At 39.3% G+C, this 22,333-nt stretch carries 18 protein-coding genes and 1 pseudogene; 8 read left to right on the top strand and 11 right to left on the bottom strand.

Annotated features, from left to right (window positions below; all coding sequences use genetic code 11):
* Positions 1-30: 30 nt before the first annotated feature.
* From rlmD to cysM, 3 genes are all read right to left on the bottom strand, one after another.
* On the bottom strand, positions 31-1,440 hold the full coding sequence (gene rlmD / locus F948_RS05110) for a 23S rRNA (uracil(1939)-C(5))-methyltransferase RlmD (RefSeq protein ID WP_004960724.1): 1,410 nt from the start codon (positions 1,438-1,440) through the stop codon (positions 31-33).
* Between the two features lie 9 nt (positions 1,441-1,449).
* Entirely contained in the window at positions 1,450-2,271 is an 822-nt protein-coding gene (locus F948_RS05115) for a 3'-5' exonuclease (protein ID WP_004960726.1), read from the bottom strand.
* A 62-nt stretch (positions 2,272-2,333) separates the two neighbouring features.
* Entirely contained in the window at positions 2,334-3,257 is a 924-nt protein-coding gene (gene cysM, locus F948_RS05120) for a cysteine synthase CysM (protein ID WP_004955667.1), read from the bottom strand.
* A 148-nt stretch (positions 3,258-3,405) separates the two neighbouring features.
* On the opposite strand from cysM, the gene F948_RS05125 reads away from it, so the two are divergent.
* The 5 genes from F948_RS05125 to rsfS all read left to right on the top strand — a co-directional run bounded on the left by F948_RS05125 (position 3,406) and on the right by rsfS (position 9,267).
* Positions 3,406-6,216: a GacS-like sensor histidine kinase gene (locus tag F948_RS05125; RefSeq protein WP_004960728.1), complete on the top strand. Its 2,811-nt coding sequence runs from the start codon at positions 3,406-3,408 to the stop codon at positions 6,214-6,216.
* Positions 6,217-6,291: 75 nt separating this feature from the next.
* Positions 6,292-7,080 carry a crotonase/enoyl-CoA hydratase family protein gene (locus F948_RS05130; RefSeq protein WP_004960733.1) on the top strand — a complete coding sequence of 263 codons (789 nt, stop codon included), beginning with the start codon at positions 6,292-6,294 and terminating at the stop codon, positions 7,078-7,080.
* 21 nt (positions 7,081-7,101) lie between these two features.
* Complete coding sequence (locus tag F948_RS05135) at positions 7,102-7,968, top strand: NAD(P)-dependent oxidoreductase (protein WP_004960737.1); 867 nt, start codon at positions 7,102-7,104, stop codon at positions 7,966-7,968.
* A gap of 24 nt (positions 7,969-7,992) precedes the next feature.
* Complete coding sequence (locus F948_RS05140; RefSeq protein WP_004960740.1) at positions 7,993-8,787, top strand: hydroxypyruvate isomerase family protein; 795 nt, start codon at positions 7,993-7,995, stop codon at positions 8,785-8,787.
* 81 nt (positions 8,788-8,868) lie between these two features.
* A complete protein-coding gene (gene rsfS, locus F948_RS05145; RefSeq protein WP_004906669.1) occupies positions 8,869-9,267 on the top strand; it encodes a ribosome silencing factor in 399 nt (132 codons plus the stop codon).
* Positions 9,268-9,306: 39 nt separating this feature from the next.
* Here rsfS and F948_RS05150 read toward each other — a convergent pair whose 3' ends face one another.
* Both F948_RS05150 and F948_RS05155 read right to left on the bottom strand, forming a co-directional pair.
* Complete coding sequence (locus F948_RS05150) at positions 9,307-9,933, bottom strand: hypothetical protein (protein ID WP_004960744.1); 627 nt, start codon at positions 9,931-9,933, stop codon at positions 9,307-9,309.
* A gap of 14 nt (positions 9,934-9,947) precedes the next feature.
* Entirely contained in the window at positions 9,948-11,270 is a 1,323-nt protein-coding gene (locus F948_RS05155; RefSeq protein WP_004960748.1) for an ammonium transporter, read from the bottom strand.
* Between the two features lie 296 nt (positions 11,271-11,566).
* Here F948_RS05155 and F948_RS05160 point away from each other — a divergent pair, with 296 nt between their 5' ends.
* Positions 11,567-12,388 carry an SDR family NAD(P)-dependent oxidoreductase gene (locus tag F948_RS05160; RefSeq protein ID WP_004960751.1) on the top strand — a complete coding sequence of 274 codons (822 nt, stop codon included), beginning with the start codon at positions 11,567-11,569 and terminating at the stop codon, positions 12,386-12,388.
* A 63-nt stretch (positions 12,389-12,451) separates the two neighbouring features.
* Here the strand turns inward: F948_RS05160 and F948_RS05165 are convergent, their stop codons facing one another.
* The 4 genes and pseudogenes from F948_RS05165 to soxR form a co-directional block, all read right to left on the bottom strand.
* A complete protein-coding gene (locus tag F948_RS05165) occupies positions 12,452-13,906 on the bottom strand; it encodes an NAD(P)(+) transhydrogenase (Re/Si-specific) subunit beta (RefSeq protein ID WP_004960756.1) in 1,455 nt (484 codons plus the stop codon).
* Between the two features lie 3 nt (positions 13,907-13,909).
* Positions 13,910-14,233, bottom strand: coding sequence for a proton-translocating transhydrogenase family protein (locus F948_RS05170; protein WP_004960758.1), 324 nt, complete (start codon positions 14,231-14,233; stop codon positions 13,910-13,912).
* An 11-nt stretch (positions 14,234-14,244) separates the two neighbouring features.
* Positions 14,245-15,372 (bottom strand): Re/Si-specific NAD(P)(+) transhydrogenase subunit alpha, encoded by a 1,128-nt coding sequence (locus F948_RS05175; protein WP_004681732.1) that lies wholly within the window; start codon positions 15,370-15,372, stop codon positions 14,245-14,247.
* A 699-nt stretch (positions 15,373-16,071) separates the two neighbouring features.
* Positions 16,072-16,560: pseudogene (soxR, locus tag F948_RS05180) on the bottom strand (redox-sensitive transcriptional activator SoxR).
* Between the two features lie 50 nt (positions 16,561-16,610).
* Here soxR and F948_RS05185 point away from each other — a divergent pair.
* A complete protein-coding gene (locus F948_RS05185) occupies positions 16,611-17,051 on the top strand; it encodes a RidA family protein (RefSeq protein ID WP_051006044.1) in 441 nt (146 codons plus the stop codon).
* 19 nt (positions 17,052-17,070) lie between these two features.
* Positions 17,071-18,270, top strand: coding sequence for an MFS transporter (locus F948_RS05190; protein ID WP_004960767.1), 1,200 nt, complete (start codon positions 17,071-17,073; stop codon positions 18,268-18,270).
* A gap of 244 nt (positions 18,271-18,514) precedes the next feature.
* On the opposite strand, the gene F948_RS05195 is transcribed toward F948_RS05190, so the two are convergent.
* Positions 18,515-20,248, bottom strand: a complete 1,734-nt coding sequence (locus F948_RS05195) for a UvrD-helicase domain-containing protein (protein WP_004960770.1) — start codon at positions 20,246-20,248, stop codon at positions 18,515-18,517.
* The gene (locus F948_RS05200) at positions 20,245-22,326 is read right to left on the bottom strand and encodes an ATP-dependent nuclease (protein WP_004960773.1); all 2,082 of its coding nucleotides are present in this window, start codon (positions 22,324-22,326) and stop codon (positions 20,245-20,247) included. Before F948_RS05200 ends, F948_RS05195 begins: the two co-directional genes overlap by 4 nt.
* Positions 22,327-22,333 lie beyond the last annotated feature (7 nt).

The following is a 22,333-nucleotide window of genomic DNA, read 5'->3' on the forward strand; positions in this document are numbered from 1 at the left end:
CCATTCTCCTCTGGATATGTAACTCATTTTCTAATCGTTTATCTCTTGGGTCTTTTCAAGCTGTTCAATTTTTTCAAATAAGGCAATTGACTCAACATGTTCAGTATGGGTAAACATGTCCATCACTGCCGCTTTTTTAAGTTGATAGCCATATTGTGCCAGTACACCTGCATCCCTTGCCAGTGTCGAAGGATTACATGAAACATAAACGATTCTTTTCGCTCCAAAATTAAGTACGTATTGCATAACCTCATAAGCACCTGATCGTGGAGGATCAATTAATAATGCATCAAATCCTTGCTTTGCCCAAGAATGATGCGAAAAGTCTTTTGTTAAATCTTGTGAAAAGAAGCTGGCTTGAGTCAAATAATTTGCTTGCGCATTTTCAGTTGCTCGTTCAACCATCTCATCACTTGCTTCAACACCGATGACTCGACCCGTTTCACCAACACAGCGTGCTAAAGGTAAAGAGAAATTACCTAACCCACAAAACAGATCAAGTACTCGCTCACCCTCTTTCAAATCAAGCAATTCACATGCCAACTGAACCATACGCTCATTCACATGGCTATTCACTTGAGTAAAATCTAAAGGCGAAAATGCAAACTTCACCTTAAAATCCTCAAGACTATAATGTAAACGCATAGGTGCATGTTCATCGTCAACTCGATGCAAACTGTCTATACCTTTTGGTTGAAAGTATAACTGCCATCCCTTGAGTAACGTAAATTGACGCAATTGGTTGACATCCGACACATTTAATTCATCCAAGTGACGAATTAATAACGCGACCTCATCATCACCCATCGCCAATTCTATATGACCGATGTGGGCTTTGCCTGTTAGACTTTCGAGTAAAGTTTTTAGTTCTACCAACGCATCTGACAAAACCTGATCTAAGACCTTACATTGCTGTATATCAGTCAAATGGTTACTATGATGTTCTCGAAACCCCATCACTAGTCGATTTTGTTTTGGAATATATCGCACGCCAATGCGAGCACGGCGACGATAATCTGTTTTGACCGAACGAATTGGAGCTAACCATTCTTCTGGTTGTAAACCGGCAAAATGTTCTAAATGTGACTTCAATACATTTTGCTTTAACACTATCTGTTGATCTGGATGAATATGTTGCAAACTACATCCACCACACACACCAAAATGTGCGCACACAGGTGCAACTCGTTGCTCCGAAGCATCACTTTCTAGTGTGATCATTTCCGCTTCTTCTAAACGTGTGGTTTGGTTGGTAATTTTTGCTTTTACCGTCTCACCCACCAGAGCATAACGAACAAACACTTTCTTACCATGCTTTTCTTTAGGATGGTCAGGATGTGTTCCATAGTGCGCTATACCACGCCCTTCGTGTGAAAAAGCTTCAATATCGAAGGTGTAAATCGGATGGTGAACGGGACGTTTTTTTGCTTTATGCTTCAAAAGATCAACCTAATTTTTTTGCGCAAACGTATCTGCGGTGAATACAGTATATTGCGATGTCTGCTGCCATACCTGTAAAAATTCTGTCTGTTGCGTTTGAGTTTGTAAATAATCAATAGTTGATTGAATCAACTGTTGATGATCAAGTTGATTTAATTGACCTTTCAACAATAACCAACGCAAATAAACCAACCATGTATTTAAGACATCGCCTTCGCAATAACTGGTCAGTTTCAACCACTGTGCCGAGCGCACATACTCTGGTACATGATAACCTGATTCACCACGCTTGCCTGGGAAGCCAAGTAAACAGGCAATATCATCAAGCTTCTGGAAATTGCGACCATTAAACATCGCCATCACATCCATCAAATCTACATGACGCTGGTGATAACGATTTTGGTAGTTATTATACCGCTTCTGATTATCAATTTCGCCTTGATCAAATAAACTTGGAGCAGATAAACCATGATACATCGCCCTAAATAAAATAACGGGCAAATCAAATTGCGAACCATTCCAACTGATCAACGTAGGCTGTTTTTTATCAAAAATTGATAAAAATTTAGTTAACATTTCTGCTTCTGAATTACTTTCCTGACTAAATGAAAAAAGTCGAAATCCTTTCTCATCAATCCATAATCCTGAAATACAAACGATCTCATGTAATGGAAGTCGCTGAAAATCCATACCAGATTCTTGACGACGAATTTTTGTAAGCGCTTGCTCCACATCATGATCAGTTAAATCTAAATGATAAAGGTGAGCCCCTGCCTTTAGATCGGTGAGTGTTTCAATATCAAAAACTAAAATTGGAAAACGTAAGTTCATCGGAATCTCGCTCAATCCCTCCCAACCTCTCTTTTTTCAAAGAGAGGAGCTAGGCAGAGATTTTAATCTTGTACGGAGAATAATCCCGTTGATAAGTAACGATCACCGCGATCACAGATAATACATACAATCACTGCGTCAGGATTTTCTTCTGCGATTTTAATAGATGCCCACACTGCACCACCCGATGATGTACCAGCACTGATACCTTCATGGCGGGCGAGCTTACGCATAGTTCGCTCAGCTTCAATTTGTGGAATATCTATAATACGATCAACTCGACTACGATCAAAAATAGTTGGTAAGTACTCTTCTGGCCAACGACGGATTCCAGCAATACTTGAACCATCAGACGGCTGTAGGCCTACGATTTGAATATCAGGATTTTGTTCTTTTAAATATTTGGAAACACCCATGATGGTACCCGTAGTTCCCATTGAGCTTACAAAATGGGTGATTTTCCCACCTGTTTGTTTCCAAATTTCAGGACCTGTCGTGAGATAATGTGCTTCCACGTTATCTGGATTACCAAACTGGTTCAACACCAAGCCCTTACCTTCAGCTTGCATTTGCATCGCGAGATCACGAGCACCTTCCATACCTTGTTTCTGAGTCACTTCAATTAACTCAGCACCATACGCAGACATTGCGTCTTTACGCTCTTGGCTCATATTGTTTGGCATGATCAGTTTCATTTTATAGCCGCGCATTGCCGCAACCATCGCAAGTGCAATACCTGTGTTTCCACTGGTTGCTTCAATCAAAGTATCACCAGGCTTAATTTGTCCACGCTTTTCAGCTTGGATAATCATGTTATAAGCAGGACGGTCTTTCACTGATCCAGCAGGATTGTTGCCTTCTAATTTTGCTAATACCGTGGCTTGAGTATGACTCGCTAAACGCTGTAAACGCACCAAGGGGCTTTTACCGACATAATAATCCAGTAAAAATTCTTCTGCTAAAAAATCAGTTTGCGTATTCGTCATGATCGACACCGATATTAAGGTGGCGACTATTGTATGAAAAAAACCAAAATACTGCACCTTTTCAATATGCTTTTTATTGGCTGGTAAATGCCTCGCTTTTCTCAAAGCATGATAAGATGTTTCGCAGAATGATAAATCTGACCGCACTATGTCAAATTTCAATAAAACCCTATCAAAGCGTTTACGGCTGAATCATGCTTACGGACAGTTGATCGCACTGATTTTAGTGCCGATTGCGGTATTGACCAGCGTTGGAATTCTTTGGGTCTTATCAGAAACGACGAACTCAGCAAAACAACAACAACGTTCAGATGCTTCTGCAATCTTAGCTCGATATCATCAAACTGCCGCAGATTTACTGCGACTGGTGCAAGAACGTCCTGATCAATATTATCGTGCTCAAAACATCATGCAAAAGATGTTTAATGAGAAGAACTTACAACGAGCCGTTTTGATTGATAGTCAAGGACAAACCTATCTTAGCGTCGGCTATCAAAACAATCGTTTCTGGCCAACTTTCCCAAATAACAGTAATTTTTTTGGACCAATACAACACAATCACAACAGCATTTACGGTACAAAAATTAAAAGTGATGCTACCAATCCAGTTTGGTTGATGGTTGAGCTCGATAATCACCCTCTAGAACTGGCTCGCTATAAGATTTTATTATCATTAGTCGTAACAGGTCTGATCACCTTACTCATTCTATTGTTCTGCTTAAATGTATTTTCACGACGTTGGTTAGCTCCACTGTATGAAATACGGATGCAAATGCAACGCTTAAATGCAGATACATTAGATCAACATATTGTAGTGAACAGTACTGGTGAGCTACGTTTATTGCAGCGAGATATAGCCAACGTTGTTAAACGCCTACACTTCAGTTTCTTGGAACTTAAAGAACATACTGAACAGACAGAAGAAGATTTACGCCGTACTTTAGATACCTTAGAAGTCCAAAACATTACCTATCGTCAGGCACGTGACCAAGCAATTTCATCAAATCAATCAAAATCTGTTTTCCTTGCCAATATCAGCCATGAGCTGAGAACACCACTAAATAGTATTGATGGTTTTATTCATTTATTACTCCGCCAACAAAATTTGAGTAATGAACAAAACCTTTATCTTCAGACTATACGCAAGTCATCTGCACATCTATTGGCACTCATTAATGACGTACTAGATTTTTCTAAAATTGATGCAGGAAAACTAGAACTCGAAACTGCACCTTTTGACCTAGAAGAAGCTATTTTTGATGTTATGGATATGCTTTCGCCTTTGGCTGCACAAAAGCATATCAACATGGCGTTCTACTATGCTGAAAATATCCCACAACACGTTGTAGGCGATGCATTACGCTTTAAACAAATTCTGACCAACCTCATCTCAAATGCAATTAAATTCACCCCCGATGGTGAAATCATCGTGCGCGTTCGAATGGAGGATGATGAAATTGGTCAATGTTTACTACATTTCAGTGTTCAAGATAGCGGGATTGGTCTAAGTGGGACCGATCGTAAAAAATTATTTGAATCATTCTCGCAAGGTGATGCATCCGTTACACGCCAATTTGGTGGTACAGGTCTTGGGTTAGCAATTTCCAAACAATTAGTACACTTAATGCATGGTCATATCGGCTTCGAGGACAATCAAGAACGCGCACCGACAGAAAAAGGATCAACCTTTTGGTTCACGGCGCTGTTTAAAGTTGAAGAGCAAGATGAATATGTTGAGCATCCACACTTTGAGCACTTGCAAGTGGTGTCTTATCTCGCTCACCCTGCAACAGCAAGTGTTTTACGTTCATATTTAGAAAACTATCATGTCGCACATATTGAAACCCAATCAATTCTGGATCTATTCAGTCGCTTAAATCATTTAAGCCAACAAGATAATACTTGGTTGATCGTTGATCACAGTGGCGATACAGAAGCATTGCTCAAAGAAATCCGTCAACGTTATAGCGGCAATTTAGCAGTGTACGGATATCAAATGAGCCTTGAACCAAATATGCTCAATGAATACCGCGCTCGACCACTTTATCAGCCTTTGAGTCGTCGTGAACTTGTACAGCTCCTGAGCAACCAACCGATCTTCGAACAAGAGCCTGAAGACTTTAATGGTCAAGGCTTGCATGTTTTAGCCGTTGATGACCACTTACCCAACCTCATCGTTCTTGAAGCCTTACTTGGTGAGTTAAATGTCACCACAACCAGAGCATTGAGTGGTCAAAAAGCCATTGACCTGATTCAAGAACGCATCGAGCAAAAACTTCCGCCTTTTGATCTTGTGTTCATGGACATTCAAATGCCTGTGATGTCAGGGATAGATACCACGAGAGCGATTCGCTCATTAGAATCAACCTTAGATTCAGGTATGCAGCTCCCAATCATTGCTCTTACAGCACACGCTTTAGCGGATGAAAAACAAAAGCTACTCAAAGTGGGTATGAATGATTACGTCACTAAACCTATTCAAATGGAACAAATCATTCAAATCCTTACCCATTGGACAAAGAATAATTTTAGTTCTCAAACTCAAGTGAACGAGCAAAAACGTCCTGTTGAATCGATTGACCCGCAAATTCTAAATTGGCAACAAAGCATTCAACTTGCCGCGAATAAAGAAGATCTCGCTCAAGACCTACTCAACATGTTAGTCGATAGCTTTGATACTGAACTAGCAGAAATGCAGCAGTTAATCGAACTTGAAGATTTCCCTCAGCTGGAACATGTCTTGCACCGCTTATATGGTGCAACACGTTATGTTGGCACACCTAACTTGCAACGTGTTTCTGGTGAATTTGAGCAATTTATTTCGACACTGCGAAAGGAGCGTAGAAAAGCGGATGATGCATTTATTCGTGAAACAAATCATCGCTTTAATGAACTCAATACAGCAATCGAACAAGTCAAGCTAGCTGCTAATCTGGTTTTACACTCTCATGACATTTAGCGTGACTGTTGTGTCATGTTTCCACTCTGGGACTCATGCTATGCTGACTTATCGCACACAATAAGAGTTAAGCAAATGTCGCTTTTACGTATTGAGAAAAACAACGGAATTGCAACGGTTTATCTAAACCGCCCAGACAAACGTAATGCAATGAGTTTTGCATTATTAAAAGAACTTGTTTCCACTGCAAAAAAAATCGAAAAAGATCGTTCGATTCGTTGTGTCATTTTGACAGGTGAAGCACATGTCTTCAGTGCTGGGATTGACTTATCCGACCTGAATAATCCTAAAAATACGGCATTTGCAGCGTGGGAACTGATCAAACCAGGGCAAAGCTTATTCCAAAAAGCATTTCTTATTTGGCAAAATCTTCCTATCCCTGTCATTGCTGCGATTGAGGGATATTGTTTTGGTGCAGGAATGCAGCTCGCTCTTGCTGCTGATATTCGTATTGCAACACCTAACACCCAAATGTCTATTATGGAAAGTCGTTGGGGATTAGTACCAGACATGGGTTTAACACGTTCATTAAAAGGTTTGATCAGTGTTGATTTAGCGAAAGAACTCACACTCACTGCACGTATCTTTGATGCAGAATATGCAAAAAATATCGGTTTAGTGACTCATCTTGATCAAGATCCTTTAGCAAAAGCACATGTGATTGCTCAAGAAATGCTGCAACGCTCACCAGATGCATTAATGGCAGCAAAACGAGTGCTCGACGCCATGGAGCACCAACCAGAAAAAGCATTACGCCTTGAAAAATTATGGCAACTCAAACTGTTATTAGGTAAAAATAGTGCCCTCGCTCGTAAGAAAGATAAGAACCCTGAAGTTCAATTCTTACCTCGTCAATACAAGTAATTATGATCTGAGTATTTTCACATGCATGTTAATCAGCAAACACCAATCGCATTCTTAGGAATGGGGTTAATGGGAACGCGTATGGCAATCCGATTACTCCAAGCAGGTTATAAAGTCGCTGTTTGGAATCGAAGTCCACATGCATGTGATTCAATCATTCAACAAGGTGCGATTGCACTCGACTTAGAACAAATAAATGAATATCCCGTTATTCTAATCTGTTTGGCTGATGACTCTGCCGTCGAAAATGTTTTCAGCAAAATTCAACCTCATTTAACCGCAGGACAGATTCTTGTCGATTTCTCAAGCTTGTCTGTGTCAGCAACACAAAATTTAGCTCGGGCTGCTCAAGAAAAAAACCTAACATGGATTGACTCACCTGTTTCAGGTGGGACTGCAGGCGCTGAACAAGGTACACTGGTCATCTTTGCAGGTGGAGATGAACAAACCATCCAGCAACTTGCTCCGATATATCAAGTATTATCACAACGTGTTACGCGCATGGGGGCATCTGGCACTGGTCAAGCAACAAAAATATGTAATCAATTAATCGTTGCTGCAAATAGCACCTTGATTGCAGAAGCTGTCGCTTTAGCAGACCAAGCAGGTGTTGACACCCAACTACTTGCCCCTGCTCTTGCAGGCGGTTTCGCCGACTCCAAACCATTTCAAATACTTGCACCACGAATGGCAACTCATACATTCGAACCTGTGCAATGGAAAGTGCAAACTTTATCAAAAGATTTAAATAATGCGCTAAAACTAGCTCAAAGTTTTAACTTAACAATACCTGTTGCACAAAAAGCTCTATTACAGTTACAAGCTCACCAAGAAAATGGCTTTGCTGAGAAGGATTTAGCGACTATCATTCAATATATAGAACAATAAAGTATTAATTCAAGGAGATTGAACATGAGCCGACTTGCAGTCAATTTATCCATGATTTTTACTGAAGTACCTTTGATAGAACGATTCGAACTCGCTCGAAATCATGGTTTTCAACATATTGAAATTCAATTTCCATACGAATTAGACATCCTAGACATTCAAACTCAGCTTGAACAACATGGGTTATCACTTTGCTTAATTAACGTTCCAGCTGGGGATCTTATGCAAGGTGGTGATGGTCTTGCAGGGGTACCAGGTCAGGAAATCGCTTTTCATCACGCACTTGAATTAGCCATCAAATATGCAAAAGCACTCAAGGTACCAAGTGTCAATATTTTGGCAGGTAAGCAACCTTTGGATGCAGACCTTTTACCTTGCCTAAACACGTTATCAAGCAACTTAAAACTTGCCTGCCATATGCTGACAGAACAAGGTATTACTCCTGTATTTGAAATGATCAACGGGACCGACATGCCCCGCTTTCTCGTTCAAAATATTGCTCAAGCCCAAGAAATGTTAGAAGCAGTGAACCACCCTGCGCTTAAAATGCAATACGATTGCTATCATATGGCAATGATGGGGGAAGATGTTCTAGCAGGATTGCAGGAAAATATTGATCTTATTGGACATATTCAATTTGCAGATTGTCCACATCGACATGAACCCGATACAGGTAGTATTGTCTACAAGCCTATTTTCGATTGGTTACTTCAGAGTGACTACAAAGGCTACATTGGGGCTGAATACAGACCAAAAGATCAATCAGATCAATCATTTGGATGGAAAAAAAAGTACTTCTCCAATGATGTGAATACATAAACTGTTACGGCTAAAATTTGAATTTTTTAGAGAAAAACGGTATATTTGACAATGAGCAATTGTCAGGAAAATATACCCTCTATGAATTTAGAACCATCGCCCAGCGCTTCTAATTCTCACGACCTAAAAATCCAACCATCTAATAAAGATGTACAAGCTTGTCTAAAAGTTGTACATGAAGCCCTTGCAGATGTAAAAGCCAAAGATATTTTAGAACTTGATGTAAGTTCAATCAGTAATGTTGCCGATGCAATTGTAATTGCAAGCGGTACTTCTACTCGTCATGTTAAAGCCCTTGCTGATAATGTTGCTGATGAAGCACGTAAAGCAGGTTTCCGCCCACTCGGCGTCGAAGGCGAACGAGATGCTGAATGGATCCTTATCGATCTAGGTTATGTCGTTGTACATGTAATGTTACCTACTGCCCGTAAGTTTTATGATCTCGAAAGCCTATGGCGCACTCCTGAATCAGTAGCTTAAAGCTCAAAAAAGCGACCTTAGTAGGTCGCTTTTTTATATCTATAATAACGATGTGAGATTCACTTCAGTATAATTCTGTTTGATTTCTTGCCGTATTGCAGCATAAAGCTGATCTGCTTTAATCGGACCGTAAAAATCACAATAAATCGCATATAGCATCGTTAACATATCAGCATAATGTTGCTGTGAAATTTGCTTTAATGACTCCTGCTCTGCACCCAGGAGATAAAAATATCCAGCAAGTAATCGATGCTTCTTCATGCTTTTCTGTATTTCATCCACAAACTCCAGATAATCATCTCGCACCACACCCTTTAATACAGCCATCACAAAATCATGAAACACCTGAAAAAGCGCATTATTATTTTCATTAATTTGAATACTAGGCTGTGTGGTGGATACTTTTTTATCTTTTACTTTAAGATGTTGCTGCTTCTCTAATATTGAGATTTCGTATAGAACTTGACGCAACATTTCTTTGCGCTGCATACGCAATTCATCATTTGAACAAATTTCACTGAGAAATCGATTCAAAACAAATGATGGCTGATGCCCATATTCACGTTCCCAGTAACTTAAAGCACGCTGCAAAACAGACTCAGGTAAATACTGAGATAAGCCTTTTTCAATTGCTAATCTTTTTTGCTCAATCGTTAATTCAGCCATAAATACAGCTCCTATTAATGACGATGCGTAATATTGTCAGCATCAAAGGTTAAATCCCTTTGAAACTCTGGGTATGAAAGCTCCGCGTGCTCTGTATAATCCAGGCCTCGTTGTTCATGTTGCTGAGACACTCTCAAACCTCCAAGAACTTTGTCCAAAATCTTAAATACCAGCAATGCCAAACCAAATCCCCAAACGAACGCAGCAAAAATTCCTATGATCTGAACATACATCACATTTGCATCAAAAAGATTAGTTTCCAAAAATGCACCAGCAGCCAATGTACCCCAAGCACCACATACGCCATGAACCGCCACCGCATCTACAACATCATCCAACTGCATTTTGACAAGAAGTTGTGGCACAAAGCTAATCAATATGCCTGCACCAACACCTGTCATAATTGCGAAAATTGGAGACATCGTGGCACAACCAGCAGTGATCGCGACCAACCCCGCCAGCGAAGCATTAATGGTATTGCGTATTAATACAGCCTTAGATCGGATCAATGCCAAAATCATATAAGTTGAAGCTGCTGCACATGCTGCTAAATGTGTATTCAACGCAATACGACCAATACTGACATTTGCTGAAACAGTTGAAGCAGCATTAAAACCAAACCAAGCAAACCACAAAATAAACCCACCTAGCGCAACTAGAGGTAAATTATGTCCAGCTAAAAAATGGCCTTGTCCTTTACGCCCAAATCGCCCTAAACGAGGACCAAGGACAATAATCCCTGCAAGAGCCACCCAACCACCAATAGAATGCACAACTGTAGAACCTGCAAAATCAATAAAGCCCATTGCTTTAAGCCAACCATCTCCCCCAAACAAACCACCCCACGCCCAACTGCCAAAAACTGGATAAATCACACCACTCACAAAAATGGCACTTACTACATAGGCAACAAAATGGATACGCTCTGCCATTGCTCCACTCGCAATGGTTGTAGCCGTCGCAGCAAACATCATTTGGAAGAAAAGCAAATTCCAGTGCCAATCATCCATCTGATTTGGCATAAAGTGGCTCAATCCAATCCATCCCGATTGATTTAAGCCAAACATTAATCCAAATCCAAACAACCAAAATACTAAGCCCCCGATACAGGTATCCATATAGTTCTTCATCAGTACATTGACGGTATTTTTACTACGCACTGAACCACTTTCGATCAATGCAAATCCTGCCTGCATGAAAAACACCAAGATCCCCCCAATAACCACCCAAACACTATCGAGTGAAATACGAATTTCTTGAATATTCGGTGCTGTTGAGGCGGATACTGATGTTGAGAGAAATATTAAAAATGTAGAAATCAAAATTATATTTTTCATTAAATTCCCCTTAAAAGATCATTCAATCCAATGCAAGGAGAATGCCAAGATAAACATATATTTCTTTTTAGATTTTCAAGTATTTATATTTATTCAATGTAAAAAATAAAAACTTAGATATGCCATAGATATCTTGTAGAAATCACATTGAATATCAGTCTCTTCATTGACAAATACGCATCTCAAATAAATATGAATCACCTTACGCACAAAATTGACATGACAAATTGTCAAAATTAAAGCAATATAACAATGCTTTAAAGTTTTAGAAATATAAGTATTGCTGGAGCATAGAAATGAAAATTTTAATTACAGGTGCAAATACTGGGATTGGTTTCGCTACCGCTGAACAACTTGTGAAAAATGGACAACATGTCATTTTGGCTTGTCGTAACCCTCTAAAGGCACAGGCTGCACTGAAAAAGTTACGTGCATTAGACCAAGGGCAAGTGGATTTTATTTCTCTAGATTTAAATAGCCTAGAACATACACGAAAAGCAGCGGATGAAATTTCGGATCGTTATGGTGATTTAGATGTATTAATTAATAATGCAGGATTGTTTGCTAAGACCAAACAACTCACTCAAGATGGCTTTGAACAACAATTTGGTGTGAATTATCTCGGTCACTTCTTGTTGACCCAAAAGCTTCTCCCAGTTTTAGAAAAAGCACCTAAAGCTCGCATCATCCACCTTGCTTCAATTGCACATTGGGCAGGTTCAATCAAACCTAATAAATTTCGCGCAGAAGGTTTCTACAATCCGCTGTTTTATTATGGGCAATCTAAGTTAGCGAATCTTTTATTCAGTAATGCTTTAGCTGAACGTATGGCCAATAGCACCATTACCAATAATGCTTTGCATCCAGGTGGCGTTGCATCAGACATCTATCGCGAACTACCAAAGCCTGTTTATGAAGTAATGAAAATCGGTTTAGTATCCACTTCTGTTCCTGCTAAGTTAATTACAGATATGGCTATTGCAGATCATTGGGCAAATCGTAATGGTGAATATGTCAGTGCACATATGCCAGACTGGAAATCACCACACGCAAAAAATCAACAACTCGCTCGTGAACTATATGATCAATCCATGGATCTTGTTGAAAATTTTCTTTAATTGATGAGAACGAAATAAAAAAGCCACCCGAGGGTGGCTTTTACAATCTTGAGCGAGGTCAGATTAGTGACCACCACCATTGATTGCTTTCGTCATATCTTCAACAACTTTCTTCGCATCACCGAAGATCATCATTGTTTTTTCATTGTAGAACAAGTCATTGTCTAAGCCAGCATAACCTGTTGCCATAGAACGTTTGATTACCATGATTGTACGAGCTTTGTGAGCTTCAAGAATCGGCATACCATAGATTGGTGAACTTGGATCATCTTTCGCCGCTGGGTTCACTACGTCATTCGCACCAATCACAAGTACTACGTCTGTTGCAGGGAAGTCTGAGTTAATCTCATCCATCTCTAAAATGTCTTCATACGGTACATCAGCTTCTGCAAGCAATACGTTCATGTGACCAGGCATACGACCCGCAACTGGGTGAATCGCAAAGCGAACTTTTACGCCCTGTTCTTTTAAGATTTCACATAATTCTTTAACTGCATTTTGTGCACGACCTTGCGCCATACCATAACCAGGTACAATCACAACGCTGTCAGCATTTGACATCAGGAAGCCTGCGTCATCTGCTGAACCAGAACGATAGTTACGTTGAACTTGTTCGCCTTTGTCCGCTGTAGCAACTGCTGCACCACCCATTGCACCACCAAACAATACGTTGATGATTGAACGGTTCATCGCCTTACACATGATGTAAGAAAGAATCGCACCAGAAGAACCTACAAGTGAACCAGCAACGATTAACATATTGTTTTCTAGTGTGAAACCAATACCAGCTGCAGCCCAACCAGAGAATGAGTTAAGAAGCGACACCACAACTGGCATATCACCGCCACCAACTGGCGCAATCCAAACCCAACCAAATGCAAGTGCAAGTGCTGTCATCGCCCAGAAAGCAGTCATGTTATTCGTCAAGAAGAACATGATGCCTGCCGCAAGCATTGCAGCAAAGATAAGCGCTTGAACAGGTTTAACCCATGCACCAGAAATCGTTTTTGCCCATTTCTTAGCAGCTAATTTACCGTAAGCAAATACTGATGCTGTAAATGTAATCGCACCAACGAAGCAACCTACAAACAATTCAAATAAATGAACTTTGCTCATATGAGCATGCTGTACGCCAGCAGCAGTCAAAGCAGCTTCATTTTCAGCAAACAATGCTGTTAATTGATTGTTGTGTAAAATCGCAGCAATCGCAATTAATACCGCAGCCAAACCAACCAATGAGTGCATTAAAGCAACCGTTTCAGGCATTTGTGTCATCGGAACAGTTCGCGCACGAGCGATACCAACCACACCACCAAGTACCATCGCACCAACGATCATCCAAACAACTGGATGTTCTGCAACAAAGAATGTTGTCACTACAGCAATCGCCATAGCGATCATGCCGTAACGGTTACCTGCGATTGCAGTTTTAGGACCTGACAAACCACGCAAAGTTAAGATAAAAAGGACGGCACCAATCAGGTAGAACCAATCCGCATAGTCTCGAATAAATTCCATCTATTAGCCCTCTTTTTTCTTTTGCTTCGGTTTGAACATTTCAAGCATACGAGCAGTTACAGCGAAGCCACCAAAAATGTTGATACTTGCCAAGAACACAGCAATTGCACCCAAGATGCTTACAACATTTATGCTTTGGAAAGCTACATTGGCATCAACACCAATCACAGGCATACCCACGGTTTGGATCATTGCCCCAACGATAATGATTGAAGACAATGCGTTCGTTACCGCCATAAGTGGTGTATGTAACGCAGGTGTTACTCCCCAAACTACGTAGTAACCTACGAAGATGGCAAGGACGAAAATTGTAATCGTTTCAACCATGAGAACTCTCCTTAACCGCGCTTGAGCAGTACTTGACCGCCATGAGTCACGAGTAACGCTTTTTGGATTTCATCTTCTTGATTGATCGCAAAGTTTTTGTCTTTGTCGAATAATGTTTCAAGGAAGTTGAAAACGTTACGTGCATACAATGCAGATGCTTCTGTTGCAACTGTGCCTGGAATATTTGGGATACCCAAAATTTTCACGCCATTTTCAGTAACAACAGTCTCGCCTTCTTTAGAACCTTCAACGTTACCACCAGTTTCAACAGCCATATCCAAAATAACAGAACCTGGTTTCATCTTGGCAACAGTTTCAGCCTTGATTAGACGTGGAGCATTACGACCTGGAATCAATGCAGTTGTGATTACGATGTCAGCATTTGATACCGCTTTATCTACAATCGCAGCTTGATCCTTGATGTATTGCTCACCTGGCTGCCAGCCATAACCGCTTTTCGCAGCTTCAGCAGCACGTTGCTTTTCTTCATCTGACATTGGTACGTCTAACCATTTACCGCCTAAAGACTCAACTTGTTCTTTAGCCGTTGGACGTAAGTCAGTTGCTTCTACAACTGCACCTAAACGTTTTGCAGTCGCAATCGCTTGAAGACCAGCAACACCAACACCCATGATCACGACACGCGCAGGTTTTACAGTACCCGCAGCCGTCATTAACATTGGGAACATACGTTGATATTCAGCCGCAGCTAACAATACAGATTTATAACCAGCCAGGTTTGCCTGAGAAGAAAGTACATCCATGTTTTGTGCGCGTGAAAGCGTACGAGGAAGTAACTCTAAAGCAAAAGCAGACACTTGCTGAGCAGCAAACTGGTCTAATTCTGGATTGCGGTAAGGGTCAAACATTGCTACTACAGTAGTGTTAGCCGCAAGCTTTTGAATCTCGTCACCTTTCGGAGCACGTACTTTCAAAATAATTTGGCTACCTGTATATGCATCGTCCGTAATGGTTGCGCCAACTTGTTCATAAGCACTGTCAATATACGCAGCTTTAACACCAGCACCACGTTCAATGACAACGCTATGACCTGCGTTAATCAACTTCTTTACTGTCTCAGGTGTAGCAGCTACACGACTTTCACCGACGACAGTTTCGGTTGGGATTCCGATCTGCATGAGCGTTCCTCAAGCTAGTTTTTCTTAAGTAAACATCGCTGATAGCAATGTTTCCCCCAGGAGTATTCTTTGTAGAATTTTGGATTCTAATGGAAGTTTTTTAAAATTCCACCCAATATTTATTTAATAAATACCTATATTTTGAACTGATGATTCATATTTGCATTTAGACCTTGTATGCTCAGCACGTTTGTCTTCCGGTTAAGCAACGATTCAAATTTATACAAACAAAATAATTCGATTTGATTATTATCAATACAGCTCAATTCTTGCCTAAGCTTTTATTGATATAAAAGCCTGTATAGCGATATCTCATAAATAAACTAAAACCCGCTCTCACTATCTCTGATACATAAAGATTGCAGATCGTCTCTGAATGATTCGATTCGCTTATGTAGGTATCAATTGATTAGGTCAATTTGCATCTTAATCATGCATTTAATGATAAGGATTGGCTTCTTTAAAAGTTTTACTGGTTTTAAATGCGACTTTTCTATCAATTTATCTGATAACAACAGCTTATTTCGCTTTCACTTGATTCATTTTTCTTAAGATTGGGTTGATCTCACTACGCAAAAAAAGATTGGAAAACTAAAAAAGAAATGTAAAAAGTTTAAATGGCATTTTCTCAAGTGATATTTATAGGTGATTGTCTTACTAAAAGCACCATATTGCACAATTTTAGTGCAAAAATAGACATTATGTTGAAATATCAATGTCATCTTGATTCATCAAAAACAAAATTTTTTGAAAATGTGCTCCCATTGCTTCTTCAGCAAGACAATCGTCAGGGTTTCGTAAAGGACATTGTTCCAGAGATAAGCACCCACATCCAATACATTGATCTAACTGCTGTCGCAATTGGAGTAACATCATAATTTGTTGATCCAGTTGTCCTTGCCACTGTTGAGACATGATTTGCCAATCTTTTTTTGTCGCACTGCGATGTTTAGGTAAAGTTTCGAAGGTTTGCTTGATTTGTTGTAATGATATTCCAACTTACTGCGCTATTTTAATAATAGCAATACGTCTCAGCATTGACCTTTGATAACGACGCTGATTACCTGTCGTTCGTATCCCCCAAATTAATTCTTTTTCCTCATAAAAGCGAATGGCAGGAACACTTACACCGCTTCGCTTTGAAAGCTCACCTATCGTTAGCCAACTTGGAGATTGTTGTTTTTTCAAAATCTGCTTGACCTCAAGTTAACTTGAGCTTTGATACTAACATTTTTAGAATTTCTACGAACGGTTTAGTCACGAAAGATTCAGATTCTCTCGCATTCAAACTCATTAATCCTAATGGGCTGTATGATCCTAGCCTAAATGGATATAGTCACATTGCTGTCGTTCAGCCTAATATGAAGATCATTCATATCTCAGGACAAGGCGGAGAAAATAATAAAGGTGAACTTTCACAGAATTTTGACCAACAGGTACAACAAGTCTTTTATAATATTCAAACAGCACTCAATTCAGTACAAGCACAGCTCAAAGATATTGCTGTTTTGCGCGTGTTAATTGTCAATCACAATGCTGAAAAACTACATTTGCTCACACAGACTATCCAACACTTTTGGAGAAATGATTCATTTCCTGCATGTACGCTCATTCCGGTGTCGTGTTTAGCGTTGGAAGGTATGCAAATTGAAATCGAAGCAACTGCATATACTGTGTAAACCAGTTTAAGAGAACATTATGCCTAACACTCAAGATATTAGTGAAAATAAAGCCTTACTCTGGTTTATGGCGGCTGCATGTGGTCTATGTGCCGGTGCAAACTATTATAGTCAACCACTGATCCACTCCATACAGCAGTATTTCTCTGTTAGTCAAAGCCAAGCTGCTCTTACAGTTACCTTTGCGCAAGTTTCTTATGCTTTCGGTTTACTTTTTATTGTCCCTATGGGCGATGTGGTGAATAAAACCAAATTTATTCCACTCTTAATGAGCTTATGTGCAGCGGGATTGTTTATCAGTGCATTCTCTGTGAACTTACCGATGCTTTGGGTCGGTACCATTATGGCCGGATTATTTTCTGTAGCAGCACAAGTATTGATACCGTTGGCAACGATGACTGTTCAACCTGAGAAAACAGGTGAAGTTGTAGGTTTTTTAATGAGTGGGCTATTGGTCGGCATCCTTTTGTCGACCAGCTTAGCTGGCTTATTCTCGAACTTGTTTCACTGGAAGGTAATTTATATCGTCAGTGGAATTTTGATGCTGTTTCTTGCCTTTGCACTTAAAAGCCGTCTGCCATACGTCATGAAGATGAAACTGAATTATGGGCAAGTATTTGTTTCAATGGGGCAACTATTAAAACAAGAAAAACGTTTAGTGCTGAGAGCGCTGACAGGTGGTTTTGCTTTTGCAGCAGTGAGTATCTTGTACTCAACGATTGCTTTACTACTTAGCTCTGCACATCAATTACCTGATTTATTTATTGGTATGGTGACTTTAGTTGGTATTTTTGGTGCTTTATCAACCCAATATATTGGTAAATATGCGGATCAGGGATTTACCAATCAACTCACTTGGATGGGTTGTGGATTGTTTATCTTAAGTTGGATATTTTTTTATTTTGGTCAGCTCTATTTATTTAGCTATATCTTGGGTTTTGCACTGATTCAGTTGGCGCTTGCATTGGTCCACACAAGCAATCAAAGCATAATCTTTCGCTTACGCCCTGATGCAAAATCACGTATTAATGCCATTTATATGACTGCTTATTTTACCGGTGGCGCGTGCGGTTCTGCTTTAGGAATTTTTGCATGGAACCATGGTGGTTGGACGATGACTTGCTTTGCAGGTATTGGCTTAGTGCTAGCATGTATGATCTTTAGCTTATTAGATTTACTACTCACTCGAAAAACACTGCAATGCATCAACTTTAGATAAACCAATATTTAGATTTCTCAAGGATGAAGATGATTGGTGAATTTTTCGTAAAAATCGTATAATGCTGCCCTTTCTTTTCTTGTCCACATCCGAGAATATTTTATGCAACCACTTGAATCATTAAAGCCACGTATTTCCGTTGCCCCAATGATGGATTGGACACTTAAAATAAAATAACAAATTAATATCAACAACTTAAATTGTATAAAATAATTTATGGTGTAAATTTGGCGTAAATTCTATTTTATGTACCAAAACTTAACTCTTCAACATTCTCACTTCCAAAAAGATTACTCACTGTAAGAAGTGCAGTGTCTGACAATGACTGAGTTGCCAGCACAGCAAGTCTCGTCATTGGGCGAGATATAGATACATAGAAAAGATTCCGAGCACGATAGAAACCTTTCATATTTGTCTTAGTCAGCTTTTTAGTTTCAAGTAGCTCAAGAAGCTGAGGCCAATTATAATGATTCCACCCTCCACCTAAGATTACCAATACATTATCAAACTCAGCACCCTTAACACTATGCTGGGTTGCAAAAGGGGTTAACTTTTCAATAAATCTTGTAACCTCGATAACTTCTTTATACGGGATTTCTCTTAATTTTTTATAACGTTGTGATCTTGAAGACATTTCAACTTCAGGTATGCCCATCAATGAAATAAGCTCTTCCTCTCTTCTAAGTATACGATCAGGCAGAGATGGACGTTTAGTAATCTTTAAATGGTCTATAATTTGACCAATAGTCCCTTCTATTCTCAACTTTAGCAATCGATCCATATCTCTACGCCACAACATTTTATCTTCATGTTTTGTAATAGCAGGTCTAGCACCCAATATCTTAAACATATCTCCGTAATGTGATGAACTATAAGCCATGCACATTGGCTCTATTACTTCAGCAAAGAACCTAATGACCGGATCTTCCTTTTTTGTAAACTGTTCTGTACGACCTCTAAATAATTCAACAATTTTCGGATAACCTTGTTCAACTGCCAAAACATTGTGACTAAGCATTAATACTTTTGTCTTTTTTAAGTCCCACCCCTCTACTCTTAACCTAGCCATCAACTCTTCACGACAACTACGTGCTATGTCAGAAGGTAAATCTTCCTTTGAATGTGCTGTATTCGTTCTAGGCCCATTATAACTGTTAGTATGGAAAAACCGAGCTTCACCTTTGGCTTCTGGTAAGCTAACAACTTGTGGAAGCTCTGGGCGTAAAGCGTTTAGAACATTTACTACAGCAGGAACTGATCGAAAATTTGAACCCTTTGCAATTTCTTCAATTGGGTATTCAGCTAATTCATACTCACTACTATAAATAGTCTGCCAATGATCTCCGAAAAGACCTATGATTGGTCCAGTCTTCGACTTTAAAAAATAATCAGTAATAGCATCCATAAATTGACGATGAGTATCTTGATATTCATCAATAAAAATTACTGGAAATTGCTGACTAAATAACATCCGAAACTTTTCCTTAGCTAAAAGCATTGCCATCAATTCAGGAATATCATCATGATTAAGTGTAATGCGCATCTCATCTACACTAAAGAATCCCAGATCATATTCTACTAACTGTGATCCAATCCCCCCACTTTGTTCAACTTTCTCTTTTTTATCCTTTAGTTCAATTACCAAATCACGTATTGCCTTCTGAAATTGACGAATGAATGCCCAACAGAAGCCATGAATTGTGCCAACAAGAATTGCCGGATGATCTTCAATTTCTTGAGCAATCTCATTGCGTGCAACTTCTGTATAAGTAATACAAGCAACTTTTTTGCCTGACTGTACTAACGTTGAACCACGTTCGTCGATTAGTCTCTTGAGTGCAGCTACCAAAGAATATGTCTTACCTGCTCCCGCACCTGCTTCAAGTCTAAAACTATAACCCGCATCTAGAGCCTGATTGATCTTTCTCTGAGCTTCTTGTGCAGCAACTAGTGCAGGATTTTCTTTAATCTGACTCATGCTGCTCCTCCTTTGTCTAATGGTTCTAAATTTTGTATAGGAACATCAGATTCAGAAAGCCAAATCAGGCCTTCTCGAATATATCGAGGTACAACCCATTCTTTTACACGAATTGCATATTCTAAAGCGAAATCCGCTTTAGTAAGTCCCTGCGCATATTCCCAAGCTTCTGTAGCAACATCGTCTTCACTTGGTAATGGAAATTGATTAAGGTTCGCTAAAATAAGAGCATCTTCATAGCTTCTTGCACAAATATTAGTTTTTGGATCTTCAGGGATTTGGTAGGCAATTCGACGAAAGTTAACCTGCTTTTCTATGGCATTTTTAGCAATTAAATCAGCTGGAGATATTTGCCAAATTACTTTTTCATCTAAATCTTTAGGACGAAACCAATCCTTGATAGCCGCATTAGAGGTTCTCTCACCTTGAGCTACTGGACATTTTTCCCATATTTTGGTTTTTACTTTCTTCTTATTTTCTTTTTCCACCATTTTAGTTGAGTCTAAATCGGTAATGACTAGAGTCTTAAGTTCAAGAAAGTCGAGGAGTGGATAAAAAAGATGAGCATGAGCCCCTCCAGCTTCAATACAAGTTACATACTGGCTTGCTAATTTTTGATGTTCTGGTAAGGATATATCAACTAATTCTCTGAGGCGAGGCATTAATAACCGTTCAGTTGTCCCTTCAACCATAATCACTTTATCTGCAAAATAAAGATCACACTTAGTCAGAGTCATGTATTTATGCAAGAACCCTTTATCAGCAGAAGATATTGTTTGCATGCCCTTTTTAAAATCTTTAACTTTAGTATTTCTAATACTTTTCACTGAATCTTTCTGGTTATAGAAATATCTTACTGCATCAAAACATGCCGCATTAGCAACATGAGAAGAATGTGTAGTAATAATAAACTGAACATTCCAAACGTCTTCTGCTGGATAGGCACTCGAAAGCTTTTGAATAGCAGCATTTAATTGATTAATGAAAACTTCCTGCATCTGTGGATGCAAATGAGCTTCAGGTTCTTCAATGAATATCAAATGGGCTGAAGGGCGAGTAATTTGAGATCGGTAAATTTTGTGATAGCTTTCAAGTTGTAGCAGCATATAGATTAAATTTCGCGTACCAAGACCATTATATCCCTCAGGTAAATGCACACCATCTGTACCGCTATAAACAACTTTTGTATGCCCAGACAAAAGTGCCTCTACATTTAATGAAGTTTCAGGCCTTAATTCAGTATCATTAAGACTTGGAAAACCCATCACCCCCATAACAGGTAATAACTTTTTGAGCATTTTGTCAAAATCACTTTGAACATTAAGCTCAATATCTTCAACAGATTTCTTTAATTTCGCAGCTAACTCTTGATCAGATTCTGTAGCCGTTGGTGCAGCAGCTGTTTTAAACAATTCACTAAGTAATTTTCCGATAACATCAGCCTCACCAAGCTTTGTCTTATCAAGAGTTCTTTGTGCTTGAACAAAGTTACATTGTAATAATGCTGCGAATGCTGAAGTACCCTCGAAATTTCTCTTATTAGACTTATCCGTCGGATCTATCGCACTAACATGCACTTCGTAAATTTTTGATAAGTTATTACGTAAACACTTAAAAAAATGTATTTGAGGTTCCATACCTACTGGTGGTTGAGGTAAATCAAACAACAAATGCATTTTTGCTAAGACAGGCCTATATTCAATACAAGCAATCGCTGTTGTAGAGTCCATATCTAAATCAATGATAAATGGTGAAAGAGGTCCTAAAGTCGGGGCATCACTATCGTATCGAAATGTCAAAGAAAGAGTGATTATAGGCAGTGTATTATATATCTGCTCTGGACTTGCCCCCTCTTCTTTCAATTTTCTTGCATTTAAAAACTTCTCACGAGACAAACTAGAAAAATCTTCCAACCTAAAACGGGCTCCTGACTCACCACAAAAACAATCAAATATGCTAGTAAAAGATGTTTTTCCGCTATTATTTCGCCCAACAATCACAGTTGAATTCTTTTCTAATACAATCTCAATATCTTCAAGAAGTCTATACCCCTCAACTCTAACTTTTTCGATACGCATTGTTCCC

The sequence above is a fragment of the Acinetobacter junii CIP 64.5 genome, assembly GCF_000368765.1.
GTDB classification, from domain to species: domain Bacteria; phylum Pseudomonadota; class Gammaproteobacteria; order Pseudomonadales; family Moraxellaceae; genus Acinetobacter; species Acinetobacter junii.